At 55.7% G+C, this 17,136-nt stretch carries 16 protein-coding genes; 5 read left to right on the top strand and 11 right to left on the bottom strand.

What is annotated here, in order from left to right; translation table 11 throughout:
- Positions 1–61: 61 nt before the first annotated feature.
- The 3 genes from DXH95_RS07230 to DXH95_RS07220 form a co-directional block, all read right to left on the bottom strand.
- Positions 62–1,216, bottom strand: a complete 1,155-nt coding sequence (locus DXH95_RS07230; RefSeq protein WP_115548704.1) for a helix-turn-helix transcriptional regulator — start codon at positions 1,214–1,216, stop codon at positions 62–64.
- A 183-nt stretch (positions 1,217–1,399) separates the two neighbouring features.
- Positions 1,400–1,966 carry a nicotinamide riboside transporter PnuC gene (gene pnuC / locus DXH95_RS07225; protein ID WP_115548703.1) on the bottom strand — a complete coding sequence of 189 codons (567 nt, stop codon included), beginning with the start codon at positions 1,964–1,966 and terminating at the stop codon, positions 1,400–1,402.
- Positions 1,963–2,880, bottom strand: coding sequence for an alpha/beta fold hydrolase (locus tag DXH95_RS07220; RefSeq protein WP_115548702.1), 918 nt, complete (start codon positions 2,878–2,880; stop codon positions 1,963–1,965). Before DXH95_RS07220 ends, pnuC begins: the two co-directional genes overlap by 4 nt.
- 141 nt (positions 2,881–3,021) lie before the next feature.
- Here DXH95_RS07220 and DXH95_RS07215 point away from each other — a divergent pair, with 141 nt between their 5' ends.
- Both DXH95_RS07215 and DXH95_RS07210 read left to right on the top strand, forming a co-directional pair.
- Complete coding sequence (locus tag DXH95_RS07215) at positions 3,022–4,761, top strand: PHA/PHB synthase family protein (protein ID WP_115548701.1); 1,740 nt, start codon at positions 3,022–3,024, stop codon at positions 4,759–4,761.
- Positions 4,762–4,842: 81 nt separating this feature from the next.
- The gene (locus DXH95_RS07210; RefSeq protein WP_115548700.1) at positions 4,843–5,676 is read left to right on the top strand and encodes an alpha/beta fold hydrolase; all 834 of its coding nucleotides are present in this window, start codon (positions 4,843–4,845) and stop codon (positions 5,674–5,676) included.
- On the opposite strand, the gene DXH95_RS07205 is transcribed toward DXH95_RS07210, so the two are convergent.
- Positions 5,673–6,410 (bottom strand): class I SAM-dependent methyltransferase, encoded by a 738-nt coding sequence (locus DXH95_RS07205; protein ID WP_115548699.1) that lies wholly within the window; start codon positions 6,408–6,410, stop codon positions 5,673–5,675. The genes DXH95_RS07210 and DXH95_RS07205 overlap by 4 nt on opposite strands.
- Positions 6,411–6,555: 145 nt before the next feature.
- On the opposite strand from DXH95_RS07205, the gene DXH95_RS07200 reads away from it, so the two are divergent.
- Positions 6,556–7,863, top strand: coding sequence for an FAD-dependent oxidoreductase (locus DXH95_RS07200; RefSeq protein ID WP_115548698.1), 1,308 nt, complete (start codon positions 6,556–6,558; stop codon positions 7,861–7,863).
- A 3-nt stretch (positions 7,864–7,866) separates the two neighbouring features.
- On the opposite strand, the gene DXH95_RS07195 is transcribed toward DXH95_RS07200, so the two are convergent.
- From DXH95_RS07195 to DXH95_RS07170, 6 genes are all read right to left on the bottom strand, one after another.
- A complete protein-coding gene (locus tag DXH95_RS07195; RefSeq protein ID WP_115549450.1) occupies positions 7,867–9,075 on the bottom strand; it encodes a DUF445 domain-containing protein in 1,209 nt (402 codons plus the stop codon).
- A gap of 109 nt (positions 9,076–9,184) precedes the next feature.
- Positions 9,185–12,316, bottom strand: a complete 3,132-nt coding sequence (locus DXH95_RS07190) for an efflux RND transporter permease subunit (protein WP_115548697.1) — start codon at positions 12,314–12,316, stop codon at positions 9,185–9,187.
- Positions 12,313–13,515: an efflux RND transporter periplasmic adaptor subunit gene (locus DXH95_RS07185; protein WP_115548696.1), complete on the bottom strand. Its 1,203-nt coding sequence runs from the start codon at positions 13,513–13,515 to the stop codon at positions 12,313–12,315. Before DXH95_RS07185 ends, DXH95_RS07190 begins: the two co-directional genes overlap by 4 nt.
- A 256-nt stretch (positions 13,516–13,771) precedes the next feature.
- The gene (locus DXH95_RS07180; protein WP_115548695.1) at positions 13,772–14,035 is read right to left on the bottom strand and encodes a GlsB/YeaQ/YmgE family stress response membrane protein; all 264 of its coding nucleotides are present in this window, start codon (positions 14,033–14,035) and stop codon (positions 13,772–13,774) included.
- 159 nt (positions 14,036–14,194) lie between these two features.
- Entirely contained in the window at positions 14,195–14,494 is a 300-nt protein-coding gene (gene sciP, locus DXH95_RS07175) for a CtrA inhibitor SciP (RefSeq protein ID WP_115548694.1), read from the bottom strand.
- On the bottom strand, positions 14,487–14,879 hold the full coding sequence (locus DXH95_RS07170; RefSeq protein WP_115548693.1) for a hypothetical protein: 393 nt from the start codon (positions 14,877–14,879) through the stop codon (positions 14,487–14,489). Before DXH95_RS07170 ends, sciP begins: the two co-directional genes overlap by 8 nt.
- 165 nt (positions 14,880–15,044) lie before the next feature.
- Between DXH95_RS07170 and mnmA the strand changes: the two genes are divergently transcribed.
- Together mnmA and DXH95_RS07160 are read left to right on the top strand one after the other, a co-directional pair.
- The gene (mnmA, locus tag DXH95_RS07165) at positions 15,045–16,166 is read left to right on the top strand and encodes a tRNA 2-thiouridine(34) synthase MnmA (RefSeq protein ID WP_115548692.1); all 1,122 of its coding nucleotides are present in this window, start codon (positions 15,045–15,047) and stop codon (positions 16,164–16,166) included.
- A 34-nt stretch (positions 16,167–16,200) separates the two neighbouring features.
- Positions 16,201–16,740: a DUF7010 family protein gene (locus tag DXH95_RS07160; RefSeq protein ID WP_115548691.1), complete on the top strand. Its 540-nt coding sequence runs from the start codon at positions 16,201–16,203 to the stop codon at positions 16,738–16,740.
- Here the strand turns inward: DXH95_RS07160 and DXH95_RS07155 are convergent.
- Complete coding sequence (locus tag DXH95_RS07155; RefSeq protein ID WP_239016570.1) at positions 16,737–17,114, bottom strand: hypothetical protein; 378 nt, start codon at positions 17,112–17,114, stop codon at positions 16,737–16,739. The two genes, DXH95_RS07160 and DXH95_RS07155, sit on opposite strands and share 4 nt — an antisense overlap.
- Between the last annotated feature and the right edge of the window lie 22 nt (positions 17,115–17,136).

Here is a 17,136-nt window from a genome sequence, read left to right as displayed (position 1 = left end):
GAATGCCTATTCAGGCGGTCGATTTCGCTACCCGTTCAGGTAGTATCGCCAGATCCTGACCTTAATGTGCGGTTAGAAACCGGTCTATCGGGCTTTGCCAGTTCAAAGGTGCCTCGCGCAAAAGCGCTGCCAGTTCAGCCTGCCTGCCAACCCCGGTCTTGCCGAACACGCCCTTCATCAGGAAGCGCGCGGCGTTGACAGAAACGCCCCGGTCGCGGGCATATTCCTCCATCGTCTTGCCGTCGGCGACATAGGCAGCAATTTTGGCTTCGGACGGGGTGAGATCGAACCAATCGCGCAACCGGGCAATGATCTCATCTGAAACATCACGCCTGCCGCCACCAACGAGCAGCACCGACGCGCCGCCTTTTGCGACTGCGAAGCCGGCACCTACTTGCGGATCGACCTGCATTGCGACGAGAAAGACGGTGTGCCCGCCATCATCAATCGGGATATTCTCGGTACGCGCATCGCTTTCGCCGCGCGCCAATCTTGCAAGCCGTTCCTGCGCTTCGCGATCGGCAAATCGTACCCTGCCATTGGCGGCGACCAGCCCTTGCGTCTTTTCCAGCCATCGCTGCGCCGTCGCATTTGCATGGAGCAGTTCGAGATCGGGACCGAGCGACAGGACAATCGAGGGAGAGGCATCCAGTGCCGCCTCCGCATTGGCGGCGCGCAAATCGGCTTCTCCGATCCGGCGACTGATCCGGCTGGCGCGCTGGATATGCGGAACCAGCCGAGTTACAGCTTCACGTAGACCACTGGTATCGCGTTGATCCGGCCCTGGCATGCAAAGGCCCAGATGGTCATGCCCGTGCCGGTCGAGCGAGGCGATGATCGACACTTCTATATCCCAGTTGGATAGGAAACTTTTGTAGAATTCATCCTGTTTGAACCGGTCGCGTGCAACTATTTCGTCGCTGTGCACGACTTGACCGACAGGGATGCCGTGGCCGGCCATGCTCCACGCCTGCCGTCCGGCAAACATCGTAATATAGCCTGCACGGGCGAAGTCATTGACCCCTGCGGCCCCAATGAAGCGGCCGGTGGCCGGATGCAGCCTTTCCCAGACCAGCATCGCCACATCCCAACGCGGCGGGCTAAAATGGCTGATCAGCGACGTGAGCGCGACGTCCCAATGCGCGGGCGATAGCGCAGCCTCATATATGTCTGAAATCACAGCATCATATGCCGCAAGCAGATGTCGACCCTCCATAACGAAAGATTTAGCACCGCCCTACCTAAATGGATAGCGCCTTGTTGCGAAATTGCTGCAATCATTCGCAACAAGGCGGTCTACGCCTGTGACGGGGGAGGGCAAGGACTTTGGCTTATAGCGACCCATGACAGGGTCCCAGCCCTTCTCCGTCCGATCGCCGCATATTTGGAGACTTTGGCCTTAAAGTTTCTGAGCCAACCGCACCTTGCGCCATTCAACCAGGCCTGCAATCGCTAGAACCAGAAAAAGCGCGTATAGTCCCGCCGTCAAATAGAGGTCTTTGACGAGATAAAGCGGGATCGAGATCGCATTGACGGCTATCCACCAATGCCAGTTTTCCAGATAGCGTCGCGTCATCAATATCTGTCCAGCGACCGACAACATGGCGACTGCCGCATCCCAATAGGGATAGCTGGCATCGGTGTTGGTTGCCATGAACGTGCCCCAGGCGGCAATCGCCAACAGCGAGCCGAATATCCAATAGAGGAGTGATTGGCCGTCCAGTCTTTCTACAAAAATTTCTCCTCTATCGGCCCTGTTGCGGTGCCAACTCCACCAGCCAAAAGCGTTCACCGCGAGAAAGAAGATTTGCAGCCCAGCATCGCTGTACAGTTTCGCATCACGGAAGATGACGAAATAGAGCGATACCATTGCGATAGCGAACGGGTAATTCCAGACTGAACGCCGAATGATCAGCAGGATGTTGGCGATACCGAGCAGAACAGCAGCAATTTCTAACCCGCTCATCGGGCAGGGCTATCCAGCCACTGTCCAAGCAGGCGATTTACGTCCTCTGGCGCATCCTGTTGTACCCAATGCGAAATGCCCGGCAGACGGTGGACCTTGAGATTTGGTACCCACGCCTCCATCCCGTCGAGTAAGTGTATGTCGAGCGCCATGTCATTTTCACCCCAGATGACCAGCGTCGGCGTATCGACCATTGCGTCACCCACCTCGCGGGCTTCGGGATAGCGCACCAGCGCGCGGTAATAGTTGACCATTGAGTGCATAGCGCGGGGCTGCTGCGCTGCCTTGGCATAAATATCCAGATCATGCGGCGGGAAACGATCCTTGTTCGCCGCTGTATTGAAGAATGCACCGCGCACCGCTTTGGCATCGTTGGCCAGCATCATCTTTTCCGGCAGCCAGGGCAGTTGGAAGAAGAAAATGTACCAACTCTTCTTTCTCTGCCGCCAATATTTCAGCTCACGCTCAGCACATTTGGGATGGGGCACATTCATGATCACCAGCCGGTCAAGCGGACGTATCTTCTGGATAGCGAAAGTCCACGCGATCACCGCGCCCCAATCATGCGCGACGAGCATCACTTCGTCGGTGGTAGATTGTGTTTTGGCTAGATCGATCAAAGCAGCCACGTCAGCCATTAGGTGATCCATTCGATAGGCTGGTACGCCTTCCGGCTTGGATGAAGCTCCATAACCGCGCATATTGGGAGCCCAAACCCGCCAGCCCTGCGCAGCCAATTCGGGCATCTGGTGCCTCCAGGAGAAGTTCAGTTCGGGAAAACCGTGTAGCAAGATCGCAAATTTGCGCGATTTCGGATCGCCTGCCTCTGCGAGTTCAAAGCGTTGTCCATTGGCTTCGACGAAGCGCTGTCGGATACCCGACGCCGGGTCTGCAACCCATGAAAATTCCGACATTTGTTGAACGCCTCCCATCCATATTTGCGCATATCGGGCGTGCAACGATGCGTCCAGACGAAACGGCACTGATTTTCGTCGATTGACCTTGTCTGCGCGAAGTGCAATTTCTTTGGTTGAGGAAGAGGAGAAATTGCTCAGATGGCTGAAAAGAAAGCAAAAGCGAAAACCAGCGGTGGCAAAAAGAAGGGGCTCGGAACGATCCCTGAAAGCGCCTTCGATGCGGCCAATGATGCAACCATGGCTCTCGGGCCTCTCGCTGGGTTGGCGCGTGAAGATTTTGCCGGTGCCATCGGTGTTATGCTTCGGCAGACCGCAGCCAATCCGAACAGCGCATTCAAGGCTATGTCGGGCCTGACCGAAGATGCGGTCAAGATCATGACCGGCAAATCCGATCTGGCACCAGACCCCAAAGACAAGCGCTTCATGGATCCGGCCTGGACCTTCAATCCCTTCTTCAAAGCCGGTGCGCAATATTATCTGGCGGTGCAAAAGGGTATCAAGGGTTGGATCGAGGATCTTGAGCTTGATGCGCTCGAGCGTGATCGCGCCAATTTCGTCAGCCAGATGGTCATTGATGCGCTTGCACCGACCAATAGCCTGATCGGCAATCCGACCGCGCAGAAGCGTCTTGTGGATTCGGGCGGCCTGAGCCTTATCAAGGGCCTGCAGAACGCCTACAACGACATGGTCCACAACGATGGCATGGTCAGCCAGGTCAACAAAAAGCCGTTCAAGCTGGGCGAGAATATCGCGACCACCCCCGGCAAGGTCGTCTACCGCGACGAGATGTTTGAACTGATTCAGTATACGCCCGCGACCGACGAAGTGTACGCAATCCCGCAGCTCACCATCCCGCCGCAAATCAACAAGATGTACATCAACGATCTGTCGCCGGAAAAGAGCATCATCAAATGGCAGGTTGAGCATGGCTTCCAGACCTTTGTGATCAGCTGGCGCAACCCGACCCATGATCAGGGCATCTGGGGCATGGGCGACTATATCGAGGCGTGTCGCAAGGCCGTCGATGTGGTTTGCGAAATTACCGGAAGCGACAAGGTCAACGTCTCGGGCGGCTGCTCGGGCGGACAAACCATGTCGGTGCTCTGCTCACGTCTGGCAGCAGATGGCGACGACCGGATCAATGCGATCACGATGATGGTCTGCGTTCTTGAGCCAAAGCCGGGTGATACCGAGGCCAGCTCGCTTGTTAGCCATAACGGCATCAGCCTCGCCAAACAGCGCGCGGCGAAGAAGGGCGTGATTGAAGGCAGCAGTCTGGCGCGTGGTTTTGCCTGGTTGCGGCCCAATGACCTGATCTGGAATTATGTCATCAACAACTATCTGCTTGGTGATGATCCGCCAGCGTTTGATATCCTCTTCTGGAACGCCGATGCGACCAATTTGTCGGCGAGCCTGCTGGGTGATTTTCTCGAACTGTTTGAGGCCAATGCCTACGCCGCCCCTGGCACCTTTGAAATTGCGGGTCACACGCTCGATCTGACCAAAGTCAAGGGCGACATGTTCATCCTGGGCGGAACCACCGACCATATCACGCCATGGCAGGCTTGTTATCGGTCGACCCAATTGTTTGGCGCCAAAAATGTCGAATTTGTGCTGAGCCAGGCGGGCCATATGCAGGCCATTCTCAATCCTCCCGGCAATCCCAAGGCTAAATATTGGCGCAATACCAAGGGTAAGCCGCCTGCTGACGTCAAGGCGTGGATGAAAGGTGCAGAGGAAAATGCAGGCAGTTGGTGGCCGTTCTGGACCGAATGGCTGGCCGAAAGATCTGGCAAAAAGGTGAAAGCACCATCGGCTTGCGGAAGCAAAGCGCATCCGCCGATGGAAAATGCGCCTGGCCTCTATGTGCTAGATTGACGCTTGCGTAAAGCGCGTCGCAGGCTATGCTGCGACGCAACAAAAAACGCCCGCAGCGGCCCGGGCAGCAGGGGAACAAACATGACCAAAACACGCGAGCCGCGTTTCAGCATGGAGCAGGTGGACGGGCGCAATCTGCGCGTTGCGCACTGGAAGGCTGAAAGCAAAACCGACAAGCTGCCACTGCTGTTCTTCAACGGCATTGGCGCGAATATCGAGGCGATGGCACCACTGGCGCATATGCTGCCCGATCGCGATTTCCTGACTTTTGACATGCCGGGTGTTGGCGGCTCGCCAGAGCCGATGGTACCCTATAACGCGTGGATGATGGGCCGGATTTCGGAGCAACTGCTCGACCGCTACGACATGGCGCAGGTCGATGTCATGGGCGTCAGCTGGGGCGGGGCCATGGCGCAGCAATTCACTTTGCAGAACGGCCCGCGCGTCAACCGCCTGATCCTAGCGGCGACCACGGCTGGGATGCTGATGGTGCCAGGAAACCCCAAAGCACTGATCAAGATGGCTGACCCACGCCGCTATATCGACCCGGACTTCATGCGTAAGCATTTCAACACCTTGTACGGCGGAACAGATGATGGCTCTGAAGGCCATATTGGCCGTATTAAGCCGCCGTCAAAGACCGGCTATTTCTATCAGTTGCTGGCGATGCTGGGTTGGACCAGTGCACCTTTCCTGCCTTTCATGAAGCATGATACGCTGATCATGATGGGTGGCGATGATCAAATCGTGCCGGTCGCCAATGGCCATTTCCTGAAAATGCTGATCCCGAACAGCGAGTTGTTCATCATCGACGATGGCGGGCACCTGTTCATGCTCAGCCATGTTGAGGAAAGTATCACCGCGATGCGCGAATTCCTCGATCGGCCCAAGGAAGCGAAAAAGAAGGCAGCCTAACTGCGTTTCGCAGTTTCTTTGCAGGTCTTGATTGCAGCCGGGGCAGGGGCTTTGCCTTTGCGTTCAAAACGGGCGAAATAAGCGCCGACTTCGGGCCGTTCGGCAAATTCGACCAAGCGGTAGCCGACGGCGTCAAATTCGCAAAACAGCAGCTTTGGCGGAATGCCGTGCCGCTTGGTCGCACGATCGCGATCAACGACGATAACCTGCCCACCCGCGTTCAGCGCGCTGCGCAGTCGCCAGATGAAGGCATAAGGCTCGGTCACCTCATGATACATATGCACCATGAAGATGCGGTCGAAACTATTCGCGGGCAGGCGTGGATCGTCAATGCCACCTTCCTTGATCGCAACATTATCCAAGCGTTCGCGCGAGATCCGTTCGCCCAGCCGATCAAGCGCGCCGCGGTTGATGTCTTGCGCCAGAACACGACCTTTTACGCCTACACGTTCTGCCAACCGCACCGTATAATAGCCTTCACCAGCGCCGATATCGGCAACCGTCATTCCCGGTTCGATTGCCGCCCAGTTCATTAATTTGGTGGCTTCACCCGCCTCGTCGCGCGCCGCTTCCGTCGAAAATTCTGTGTCACCCGTTTGTGAAACCGCCCGATCAGCACGGGGAAATTCCTGTGAAGTTTCCGGGCGGTCATCCTGTTTTGCAACCTGCTTGCAAGCCGTTGTGGCAAGCAACAGCGCGGTTGCTGCCAACAGGATTGAAAGTTTTATACTCATATCGGCAGCATTAGGCGGATAAGAAGCGGGGGAAAAGCGCTTTCGGCTGGATGAGCCTGATTGCATTTACATTTTCGCTGCTTATGCTCCGAATCCGAAGAAGAGGCTGACCTTAAGGTTGGCGGGCAAGTGAAGGAGGGAGCGCTTGCGTCACATTGCAATCATCGGGTCAGGCCCCGCAGGCTATTACACCGCCGAGGCCGCGCAAAAACAATTTGGCGATGATGTCCGCGTCGATGTAATCGATCGACTGCCGGTGCCTTATGGCCTTATCCGTTTCGGCGTTGCGCCGGATCACCAATCGATCAAAGCGGTATCGCGGCGTTATGAAGGTGTGGCGCTATCCGACAACGTGCGCTTCGTCGGCAATGTCATGGTAGGTGAGGATATATCGATAGACGAGCTTCTGGGTATGTACGATGCAGTCATACTGGCGACCGGAGCGCCGAATGACCGTGATCTGGGCATCCCCGGGTCAGATTTGCCCGGCGTCTTTGGAAGTGCGGCATTTGTCGGATGGTATAATGGCCACCCAGATTTCGCAGATCTTGAGCCTCCATTGGACGGCAAGCATGTTGCGATTGTCGGCAATGGCAATGTTGCGCTTGATGTCGCACGTATCCTTTCCAAAACCCGAGTCGAACTTGGCGGTTCCGATATCGTAAGCCACGCGCTCGATATGCTCGAAACAGCAAATACCGAAGAGGTAACCATCCTCGGCCGTCGCGGGCCGCACCAGATCGCGATGACGCCCAAGGAACTGGGCGAATTGGGGCATTTGGAACGTGCCTGCCCTTATGTTGACCGCGCTGATCTGCCCGATGCGGGCGAAGACATGCTGCTTGAACCTGGCATGCGCAAATCGGTGACCTGCCTGCGCGAATTTGCGGCGATCCCTGAGAGCTATAGGGCGACCAAGCCGATATCGATCGAGTTCGATTTCTTTGCAGCACCTGTTGCCATTGAGGGCGATGGCAAAGTCGAGAGGATCATCGTCGAGCGCACCGAACTCGACAGCGAACTGCGCAGCCGGGGAACCGGCGAAACTTATGCGATCGACTGCTCGATGGTCGTCGCTTGTATTGGCTATCAGACGCCCTCAATCGAAGGCGTGCCCTATGAGCATGGCCGCGGTCGCTTTGCTAATGTCGAAGGCCGCATATTGCAGGGGCTATACTGCGTTGGTTGGGCAAGGCGCGGGCCTTCTGGGACGATCGGTACCAATCGCCCCGATGGCTATATGATCATCGAGGCTGTTGCCGAAGATATTGGAGATGGAGCAAGCAAGCAGGGGCGTGCTGCACTCGATGCGCTACTCGAACAACGCGGCGTTCAAATCGTCAAATTTTCCGACTGGAAGAAGATTGAGGAAGCCGAAATTGCCCGCGCCAGAGAAGGGGCTCCGCGCGAGAAGTTCGTTCGCATCGAGGATATGATCAAAGCGGCGAATTGAACGTCAGAGCAGCAGCGAAACGGTGTGGATGATGATCCCGGCCAGCCCGCCAACCAACGTGCCGTTGATGCGTATGAATTGAAGATCGCTACCAACGGCATTTTCAACACGGTCGGTGATTGTGCTGGCATTCCACCCGCCAATTGTATCTGAAACCAGACTTACAATCTGGTCGCCATAATTTTCGGTCGTGCCGACGATGGCGCGGCGGGCGAAGCGGTTGATCTGACGTTTCAGCCTTTCATCATCCTGCAGAGTGGCGCCCAATTTTGTCAAGGCTTCACCAAAGCTTCCTGCCAGTGCTGCATCGGGATTGCGCGCGGCCTTCAGCAAAGCATCGCGACCTTGCCCCCACAACCCGTCAATCCATTTTGCGAAAGCCGGGTTCTTGAGCAGTTCTTGCTTCCAGTGATTGACCTTCGCCTGCAATTCCTTGTCATGGCGCAGATTGTACGCCAGCTTTTCCAGCCCTTCTTCACCCTTTTCACGCAAGGGATGGTCCGGGTCTTCGGCCATGTCGCCGAGCAGCTTTTCAAGGCCGGTGACGATGGCATTGGCCAGACGGTCATCAAGCCCGGTCCAGCGCATGATAGTGCCTGCGCGTTCTTCAACCATGGCGCGGATGATATGCTCATTGGCTTCCAACGTCTTGGCGGCCCAGGCGATGATACCATCAAGCACGGGTAAATGTCGCCGCTCCTTGATCATCGCTGCCAGCAACTGTCCAAGCAGCGGCGCAATATCCAGCTTTTCGAGCTGGGTGCGCACCGCACCCTTGGCGATGCCGCCCAGCCGTTCGTCATCGAGCGATTCGACAATGTCGCCGAGCAGCCGAGAGGCCCCCATCCGCATCCGGCCTTCGCCGGACCCCGGCGTTGTCAGGAATCGCCCCATCGCGCCTGCGACATCCATCGTCTGTACTTTGCGTGCAACTATGCCGGTGCGTAGAAAGTTGGTGCGCAGGAAACCCGCCAACGTTCTGCCGAGGCGTTCCTTGTTGTTCGGGATGATCGCCGTGTGCGGGATGGGAATGCCGAGCGGATGACGAAACAGGGCCGTAACCGCGAACCAGTCCGCCAGACCACCCACCATGCCAGCTTCGGCAAAGGCAGTTAAAAAGCCCCAGTGTGGATGCACATTGCGCTCGAGATGGATGCCAGCGACAAACAGCAGCGCCATCAGGATCAGCAACGCCGTGGCGATACGACGCATCTTGCGCAGTTCGTCATCGCGCCACGTATAGCGCTCGCGTTCTGCCTGATTGAGCTGGCTGACCGATTTTACCATTCAAGCAACCGCTTAGCGCGCCATGAAAGTAAAGTCACTCCGCAGGCTGCAATCCCGTTGCGATGCCTGTCGATGGCCCACCTGATTTCGAACGACTTTCTGGATCGTCGGCATCGTCGCCGGGCTTGAACGTCAGCAGACGATCGCGCAGCCAAGGCCCGGCACGCTTCTCCAATCCGTCAGCAAGACTGAACCCAGCCGGGACGATAAGCAGCGTCAACAATGTCGAAACGATCAGGCCGCCAATCACCACGGTTCCCATCGGCGCGCGCCATTGCCCGTCACCGCCGAGTGATAAGGCTGTCGGGATCATACCTGCCGTCATGGCAACGGTCGTCATCACGATTGGCTGTGCACGCTTGTGGCCAGCTTCCATGATGGCCTGGAACTTTGGTACACCACGTTCCATTTCTTCGATGGCAAAGTCGATGAGCAGAATCGAGTTTTTGGCAACAATACCAAAAAGCATGAGTACGCCAATGAACACAGGCATAGAGATCGGCTGACCGACGATGGCGAGCGCAAGCATCCCGCCAAGCGGCGCCAGAAGAAGCGAGCCCATATTGACCAACGGCGACATGAAGCGCCGATAGAGCAGTACAAGCACTGCAAACACCAGCAGTGTCCCTGAAATCAGCGCAATACCAAAGTCGCGCTGCATTTCCTGCTCCCATTCCTGGCTGCCAAAGGGCGCGCGTGACACGCCCGTGGGCAGGTTCTTCATCACAGGAAGGTTGTTGATCTTGGCGTCTGCATCGGATGAGACAATTCCCGGCGCAAAATCGGCGCCGACAAAGATTCGGAAATTCTGGTTCCGACGTTGAATGGTGGTAGGGCCTGCACCAAAGGTGATTTCCGCGACGCGTTCCAACGGAACCGAACCGCCATTTGCAGTTGGAACCGGCAAGTTGCGGATGTTTGCCATATTCTGACGCGATTCTTTGGCCAGCATGACGCGAATGGGGATTTGACGATCAGACAGCGAGAATTTGGCGCTGTTCTGATCGATATCGCCCAAAGTCGCGATGCGTATGGCCTGGCTGAGCGCGACGGTAGTGACACCCAATTGCGACGCAAGGTCGAGCCGTGGCGTGATAATCAACTCGGGACGCTGTAGATCGGCGGCGATGCGCGGCGCACGCAGTTCCTTGAGCGACTTCATCTCTTCGACAAGACGTTGAGCTGTCTTGTCGAGCTGCACCGGGTCTGAACCCGACAGCATGACCGAAACATCGCGTCCGGAGCCACCGCCGCCAGGGCCGAATGTCAGGAAGGACACGCGTGCGTCAGCAATTTTCGATAAGACCGGAGTGAGCGCTTCTTCGAATTCCTGGCTTGTGCGATCTCGTTCTTCGTGGAGTGTAATGAAGATATTTCCGCTGCCTTCACCCACGCGCTGCAATGCGGTTTTTACCTCAGGCTCCTTGTTTATGATGGCAACAACTTCATCCGAAACCTCTTTGGTCCGTTCCAGCGTAGTACCGGGCACCATTTCAATGCGTATGCGGGTGAAATCCTGATTTCCATCGGGAAAAAATTGCTTGGGTAGGACAATCATCAGAACAATGGTGAGTGCTAACGCAAGGACTCCGATGCCCATCATCCAGCGACGATGGCCCAGCGACCAGCGCAGGATTTTCATATAACGGTCCATCAGAGGACCTTCACCATGCTCAGCAATCCCGCCAGATTTCAGGAAATAGGCGGCGATCATCGGGGTGATCATACGCGCGACGGCAAGGCTCATGAGCACCGACGCAACAACCGTCAGGCCGAAATTCTTGAAAAACTGTCCTGCTACGCCCGGCATCAAGCCCACAGGAAGGAACACGGCAACGATTGAGAAGGTCGTGGCAACAACCGCAAGGCCGATTTCGTCGGCGGCGTCAATGGATGCCTGATAGGCGGATTTTCCCATTCGCATGTGTCGAACGATATTTTCTATTTCCACAATAGCATCGTCGACCAACACGCCCGCGACGAGGCCCAGAGCCAATAGCGACATGGTGTTCAAGGTGAACCCCATCAGGTCAAGGAACCAGAATGTGGGAATGGCGCTCAACGGAATGGCAATTGCCGAAATGATGGTTGCCCGCCAATCGCGTAGGAACAGGAATACCACGACGATCGCGAGCAATGCGCCCTCGATCATCGCCGCCATCGAGCTTTTATATTGGGCCTTGGTGTAAGCGACGCTGTTGAACAACGGGGTGAACTTGATACCCGGATTTTCCTTGGCGATTTTTTCCATTTCAGCTGTGGCATTGTCGAACACGGTCACGTCAGAGGCACCCTTGGCACGCGACATGCCGAATGTGACAACCTGACGGCCACCTTCAAAGGCCATAGATCGTTGCTCGCTATAGCCGTCGGTGACCTCGGCAACATCGGACAGTTTGACCGAGCGACCGCCGCCGATACTTACATTGCGCTGACCCAATTCATAGGCATTGGCAGCATTTCCAAGGATGCGAACCGATTGGCGCGAACCGGCTATTTCCGACTGACCGCCAGCTGCATTCAGATTCTGCTGACGCAAAACCGAGTTGATCTGGCTTGCGGTTACCCCAAGCGATTGCATCTTGCCCGGATCAAGGATGACACGAATCTCACGGTTAACCCCGCCATTACGGCTGACTGAGGCCATGCCTTCGACCGCAAGTAGGCGCCGCGAAACAGTATCGTCGACGAACCAACTCAGCTGTTCCAGTGTCATATCCGACGCTTCGACTGCAAAATAGGCAATCGGGTCGCTTGATGTGGCAACCTTGAAAACCTGGGGCTCCAGGATGCCATCGGGCAGGTCGCCTCGGATTTGGTCAACGGCGTTTTTGACTTCACTGACAGCTGCGTTGATATCGTCGCCAATTTCAAACTCGGCACTGACCGAGGTATTGCCTTCGGAGGCCGACGCATCGATGTTGCGCACGCCTTGCACGCTGCGGATCGCAGACTCCACTTTCTGGGTGATTTGCGTGGTGATTTCTACCGGCGAGGCACCCGGCTGCGATATCGCAACGACGACAACCGGAAATTCAATGTCGGGGTCGTTCTGGACGTCCATATTGTTGAACGCCATCACGCCAGCAATTGTCAGCGCAATGAACAAGACGATGGGAACGACCGGGTTCCGGATCGACCATGCAGAAATGTTCCGGAAGTTCATCGTGCAGCACTCTGCGCAGCGGTTTTGACCAGCTTTGGCTTGACTGTTTCATCCGGGTTAAGGAAGCCGCCTGCATAGAGAACGACGCGTTCGGTTCCGTCGAGGCCTTCGTTAATCGCAATACCTTGCTGGGTAATGATGCCGGTTTTGACTGCCCGACGCTGAACCTTGTTTTGCTTATTCACAATATAGACAAAACTTCCGTCGCGGTCATTCTGAATTGCGGATTCAGGCAGCACTGCGGCGGTGACAGCGCCCGCCTTGATTTCAACAGCAGCGAACCCCCCCGGCTTTAGAGCACGGTCAAAGGGCAGGGCGATGCGGGCAATGCCTTGACGTGATTGTTGATTGATGGTGGGTGCAATCTGCCAGATCGTGCCGTTAAACTGACGATCGCTGCCGACGGGCGTAACCGTTGCCGGTACGCCTACGGAGATCATCGCCAATTCGGTTTCGCCCAGTTGAGCTTGCAGTTCCAGTTCACCGCCTTTGGCCATACGGAACAATACCCCGCTGCCCTGGCTCACCGTTTGGCCGGGTTCAACGCTGCGTTCGAGTACATAACCGCCAACAGGCGCACGAATATCGAGTCTCGCGGTGCGGGCGCGGAGCTCGCGCAATTGGGCATCCGCTATGCTGACGCGGGCCCGCGCACTGTCACGGGTCGCCGTTTTCCGGTCGACATCAGCTTTTGAGATGAAACCCCTGCTGACAAGCTGCATTGCACGGTCGAGCTCGTTTTGTGCCAATTGCAGGTCCGCGCGGGCGGCGTTGATTTGCGCTTCCTGACCAATAATCTGCTGCGACTGGACCGAGCGCTCTATGCTGGCCAAAACCTGTCCTTGCTGGACCCAATCGCCGGCATCGACAAATACCTGCGACACTTGGCCGCCTTCACCAACAACGCCAACTGGAATTTCGCGGCGGGCAGCCAAAGTGCCTGTCGCTGAAATTGCGCGCGCAACGGTTTCACGTCCCGGAGCTACAACCGATACTGTCTGCGCCTGACCCAGTTTATCCGCGGCTGCAGCCGCTTCTTCTTCGGTACTTGTTCCGCCAAAAAAGAAATAGGCGGCAGCCATTGCTGCGGCCGTGAGCAATACAATCGCGATGATAAGATTGCGCTTGCGCCGACTGCTTGCCGCGCCTTCCGGATCCAACAAGTCGGTGTCACTAGCTATGCTCGTTTCGTAGTTCATTATTCTGTCCATCCGGGTCGCCGCGTGTGGGAGATTGGGGTGAGTATCGTTTGTCGGTGTATTATTGCAATAAATCACCGGGTGCAAGCCGGGATTCTGCCGGTACAGCTAGACAAATACGGCCAGTCGCCAAGGAAAACAGCCCAAAAATTGCCGTTGCGACGATTTTCGACAAACGACATTGAAACGGACTAGGACAAATAAAAAGGCCGGAGCAGAATCTGCCCCGGCCTTGTAACAATTTTCGGATCGAAAATTAGCGGACTTTGCCGCGCTGCACCATATTGAGGATGCCTAGTACAATCACCGCGCCAACAAAGGCGACGACCAGACCCGTGATCGAAAATTCTTTTACGCTGCCAACGATGCCGAACTGGTTGGCGATGAGGTTGCCTACGACAGACCCGACGCAACCGGCAACTACGTTCCAGATTACGCCCATGGAAGCATCACGGTTCATCACTTTACTGGCCAACCAACCGGCTATGCCGCCCACGATGATTGCAATTATCCAACCCATAGAATGTCCTCCTGCTCATTTAAGGCATCTCAATTGCCTTCGGGAATCATAATCGCTGTGCGCTGGAAGGCAAATACTGATTTAGCTGACTAAAACAGTTTACACCGGACAACAAAAAAGCCCGGCTAAACCGGGCTTCCCTGTTCGCATTTGCGAAAATCAGTATTTTTGCTGGCGTTCGTATAGGTCGCGATAGTGCTGAATTCGCGTTACTCGCAGCCCCGGCATTCCTGAACGATCGATGGCGCGCTGCCACGAAGCAAATTCCTCCAAAGTGAGGCCATAGCGTTCGCACACTTCGCTGATGGTCAGCAGCCCACCGTTAACGGCTGCTACAACCTCTGCCTTGCGGCGCACGACCCAGCGGGTCGTTTCCGGCGGCGGCAACGAATCAACGGTCAGCGGTTCCCCAAGCGGGCCTACCACTTGCGCAGGTCGGATTTTCTGGTTTTCAATCATTACGTCCTCGATTTTCCATGCCCCGCAGATATTCCGGTAAATCCGGCAAACCATTTATGTCTGAACATGGTTTGCCAATCGCTGAAGCAGCAGGGTAAATGCCAACTTCATCTTTATTCATCGATTTGCTTTCGTCGCCCGCATCGGGCAGAAAAGCCCCATTTCTACAACGAGTTGCAGCATTTCGACGACTCGAAAAATAATCGATACGGTCCTGCAGCGGATCCGGTGTGCCGGTATAATTTTGCGTCGAACCAAAGTTATAGGTGCAACTTTTGCCGCTCAGCTGGCGAGCGACAGCCGTGGCAATTATCCGTGTGAACTTTATGTTCACAGGCGGAGACGCTGCGGCTTTTCCAAATTGGTTGCTGAAACTCAAATCCATGACGTGCTTTTACACTGTGACGCATAACGTCTGGTAAAAGTCACATTCACTTCGCATTAGGTGAGGTTAACAGCGGTTATCTTTTAGCTGCCAAATCTGTTTCGAAACGAGAAATTGCACGCGGCTTCTGGATAATTTGGGCAAACCGCATCATATGCGCACATCATGAATGCATTAACTTCCTCTGCGGATTTCCAACTGGGCCCGAATCTGTCGGGAAAGCGAATCGTGGTCGCGATGTCGGGCGGCGTCGATTCGTCCGTGGTTGCGGCACTCGCTGCGAGATCTGGTGCGGAGACCATCGGTGTCACACTCCAGCTCTATGATCATGGCAGTGCCGTAAAACGCGCCGGCAGCTGTTGCGCCGGGCAGGATATACGCGACGCACGCGCTGTCGCCGACCGGCTGGGCATCATGCATTATGTTTTTGATCATGAAAGCCGGTTCCGGGATTCAGTGATCGACCATTTTGCCGATGAATATATGCGTGGCCGCACCCCTATTCCGTGCGTGCGTTGTAATATGGGTGTGAAATTCACCGACTTGTTTCGCCTTGCCAAGGAATTGGGCGCCGATTGCCTGGCGACCGGACATTATGTCCGGCGTATCGAAGGCGGGTCAGGACCGGAGCTGCATCGCGCGCTCGATCCGGCCCGTGACCAGAGCTATTTCCTCTTTGCAACAACCGGGGAACAACTGGATTTTCTGCGTTTCCCGTTGGGCGGTATGCCCAAAACTGCGGTGCGTGAAATCGCTCAGGACATGGGTTTGGTCGTCGCCAACAAGCCTGACAGCCAGGATATCTGCTTTGTACCTGAGGGGGACTATGCTGCGGTAGTCCGTAAAATTCGGCCTGAAGCGGACAGTGATGGTCCCATCGTCGATATGGAAGGACGCGAACTCGGACGGCACAAAGGGTTGATTCATTATACGGTGGGGCAAAGACGCGGGCTCGAAATCGGCGGACTTTCTGAGCCACTCTATGTAGTCCGCCTCGATCCACAAACGCAGGCGGTCGTCGTCGGGCCAAAGCGGGCCTTGGCTGTCAGTGCGGCCCGTATCGTCGAACCCAACTGGCTTTCGGATGTCCAAGGACGTCAGGTGATGGCCAAGGTGCGTTCGCTTGCCAAGCCTGTTCCCGCTACGATGGACGGCGAATGGCTGCGCTTTGCGTCAGACGAATATGGAGTCGCGCCGGGGCAGGCTGCAGTGCTCTATGAAGGCGACAGGGTATTGGGCGGTGGTTGGATTGAAGAAACGGCAGGTGCCGAAGCCTGCTTAGTTTAAGCCTATTGATAGTGATTCACATGGGGGAGTATCCATGAATATTAAAGCTGCTCAGGAAGAGCTGTGTTCATCCTATGCGAATGGCGCGATTGGCGTGGCAGTATCTGGCATGGTTTGGCTGGCTTCCGGGATTGCGGCTCTCGGTCTGGATCCACGTCTTGCCATGGCTGTGCTGTTTTTTGGTGGGATGGCGATCCACCCACTATCCACACTAATCGTTCGGCAGATTTTGAAACGACCGGCGGTCAGCGCTGAAAACAGTCTTGAAATGATTGGGCTATTGACCGTGCCTATAATCCTTTTGGGACTCTTTGCCGGCTATCTTGTCAGCGGAGATAAGCCAGCCTGGTTTTTTGCTATTGCTTTGATGGCCGTTGGAGCGCGCTATCTGACTTTCAAGACCATATATGGTCTTAGCCACTATATTGTTCTGGGCTTCGTCTTGCTGGCAATCGGATTTGCCGGGATTTGGCTGGCGCTTCCTTCGGGAGGTCTGATCGCTATTGCTGGAGGCGCGATTGAACTTATCGCGGCAGCCATATTGTGGTCAACCAAGCCTAAAGCTGCCGCTTAATCGAGTTCCGCAATTTCTTTCTCGTTCAATTGAACACAACCAAATTCGCCGCGTCGTTCGGCAACAGCCTCGGCAAGCAAAGGAACTGAAGCGTTTACGCGCTTGTTTTCCGGATCGTCGCTGACCGAGACCAGTTCCATTCCCGGTTCGAAATCCTTTTTGCAAGACGCCAACGACCGACCCTCGATATAGCGGCATGAACAGGCGATATGGGCTCCATAGGAGGCGCCGAGTTTCGCCTGCGCCTTGATATCGGTAAAGTTAAAGACGAGCCAGAGGACAAGCAACGCGCCAATGGCCGCCGCGCCAAATTTGATTTTCTTAGCTAGCGGCCAGACGGCTTTTGCAGACGGCTTTGAAGTTGCGGTTGCCATGGCTTGCCTTCCTGGTGCATTC

The organism is Sphingorhabdus pulchriflava (genome assembly GCF_003367235.1).
In the GTDB taxonomy this organism is placed as follows: Bacteria; Pseudomonadota; Alphaproteobacteria; order Sphingomonadales; family Sphingomonadaceae; genus Sphingorhabdus_B; species Sphingorhabdus_B pulchriflava.
Note: the sequence above shows the minus strand (reverse complement) of the source record. Positions and strands in the feature narration are given on the sequence as shown.

Bases quoted from the DNA above. Each gene is read 5' to 3' on its own strand.
- DXH95_RS07230 (WP_115548704.1), bottom strand. From the start codon at position 1,216: ATGGAGGGTCGACATCTGCTTGCGGCATATGATGCTGTGATTTCAGAC.
- pnuC (WP_115548703.1), bottom strand. From the start codon at position 1,966: ATGAGCGGGTTAGAAATTGCTGCTGTTCTGCTCGGTATCGCCAACATC.
- DXH95_RS07220 (WP_115548702.1), bottom strand. From the start codon at position 2,880: ATGTCGGAATTTTCATGGGTTGCAGACCCGGCGTCGGGTATCCGACAG.
- DXH95_RS07215 (WP_115548701.1), top strand. From the start codon at position 3,022: ATGGCTGAAAAGAAAGCAAAAGCGAAAACCAGCGGTGGCAAAAAGAAG.
- DXH95_RS07210 (WP_115548700.1), top strand. From the start codon at position 4,843: ATGACCAAAACACGCGAGCCGCGTTTCAGCATGGAGCAGGTGGACGGG.
- DXH95_RS07205 (WP_115548699.1), bottom strand. From the start codon at position 6,410: ATGAGTATAAAACTTTCAATCCTGTTGGCAGCAACCGCGCTGTTGCTT.
- DXH95_RS07195 (WP_115549450.1), bottom strand. From the start codon at position 9,075: ATGCGTCGTATCGCCACGGCGTTGCTGATCCTGATGGCGCTGCTGTTT.
- DXH95_RS07190 (WP_115548697.1), bottom strand. From the start codon at position 12,316: ATGAACTTCCGGAACATTTCTGCATGGTCGATCCGGAACCCGGTCGTT.
- DXH95_RS07185 (WP_115548696.1), bottom strand. From the start codon at position 13,515: ATGAACTACGAAACGAGCATAGCTAGTGACACCGACTTGTTGGATCCG.
- DXH95_RS07180 (WP_115548695.1), bottom strand. From the start codon at position 14,035: ATGGGTTGGATAATTGCAATCATCGTGGGCGGCATAGCCGGTTGGTTG.
- sciP (WP_115548694.1), bottom strand. From the start codon at position 14,494: ATGATTGAAAACCAGAAAATCCGACCTGCGCAAGTGGTAGGCCCGCTT.
- DXH95_RS07170 (WP_115548693.1), bottom strand. From the start codon at position 14,879: ATGGATTTGAGTTTCAGCAACCAATTTGGAAAAGCCGCAGCGTCTCCG.
- mnmA (WP_115548692.1), top strand. From the start codon at position 15,045: ATGAATGCATTAACTTCCTCTGCGGATTTCCAACTGGGCCCGAATCTG.
- DXH95_RS07160 (WP_115548691.1), top strand. From the start codon at position 16,201: ATGAATATTAAAGCTGCTCAGGAAGAGCTGTGTTCATCCTATGCGAAT.
- DXH95_RS07155 (WP_239016570.1), bottom strand. From the start codon at position 17,114: ATGGCAACCGCAACTTCAAAGCCGTCTGCAAAAGCCGTCTGGCCGCTA.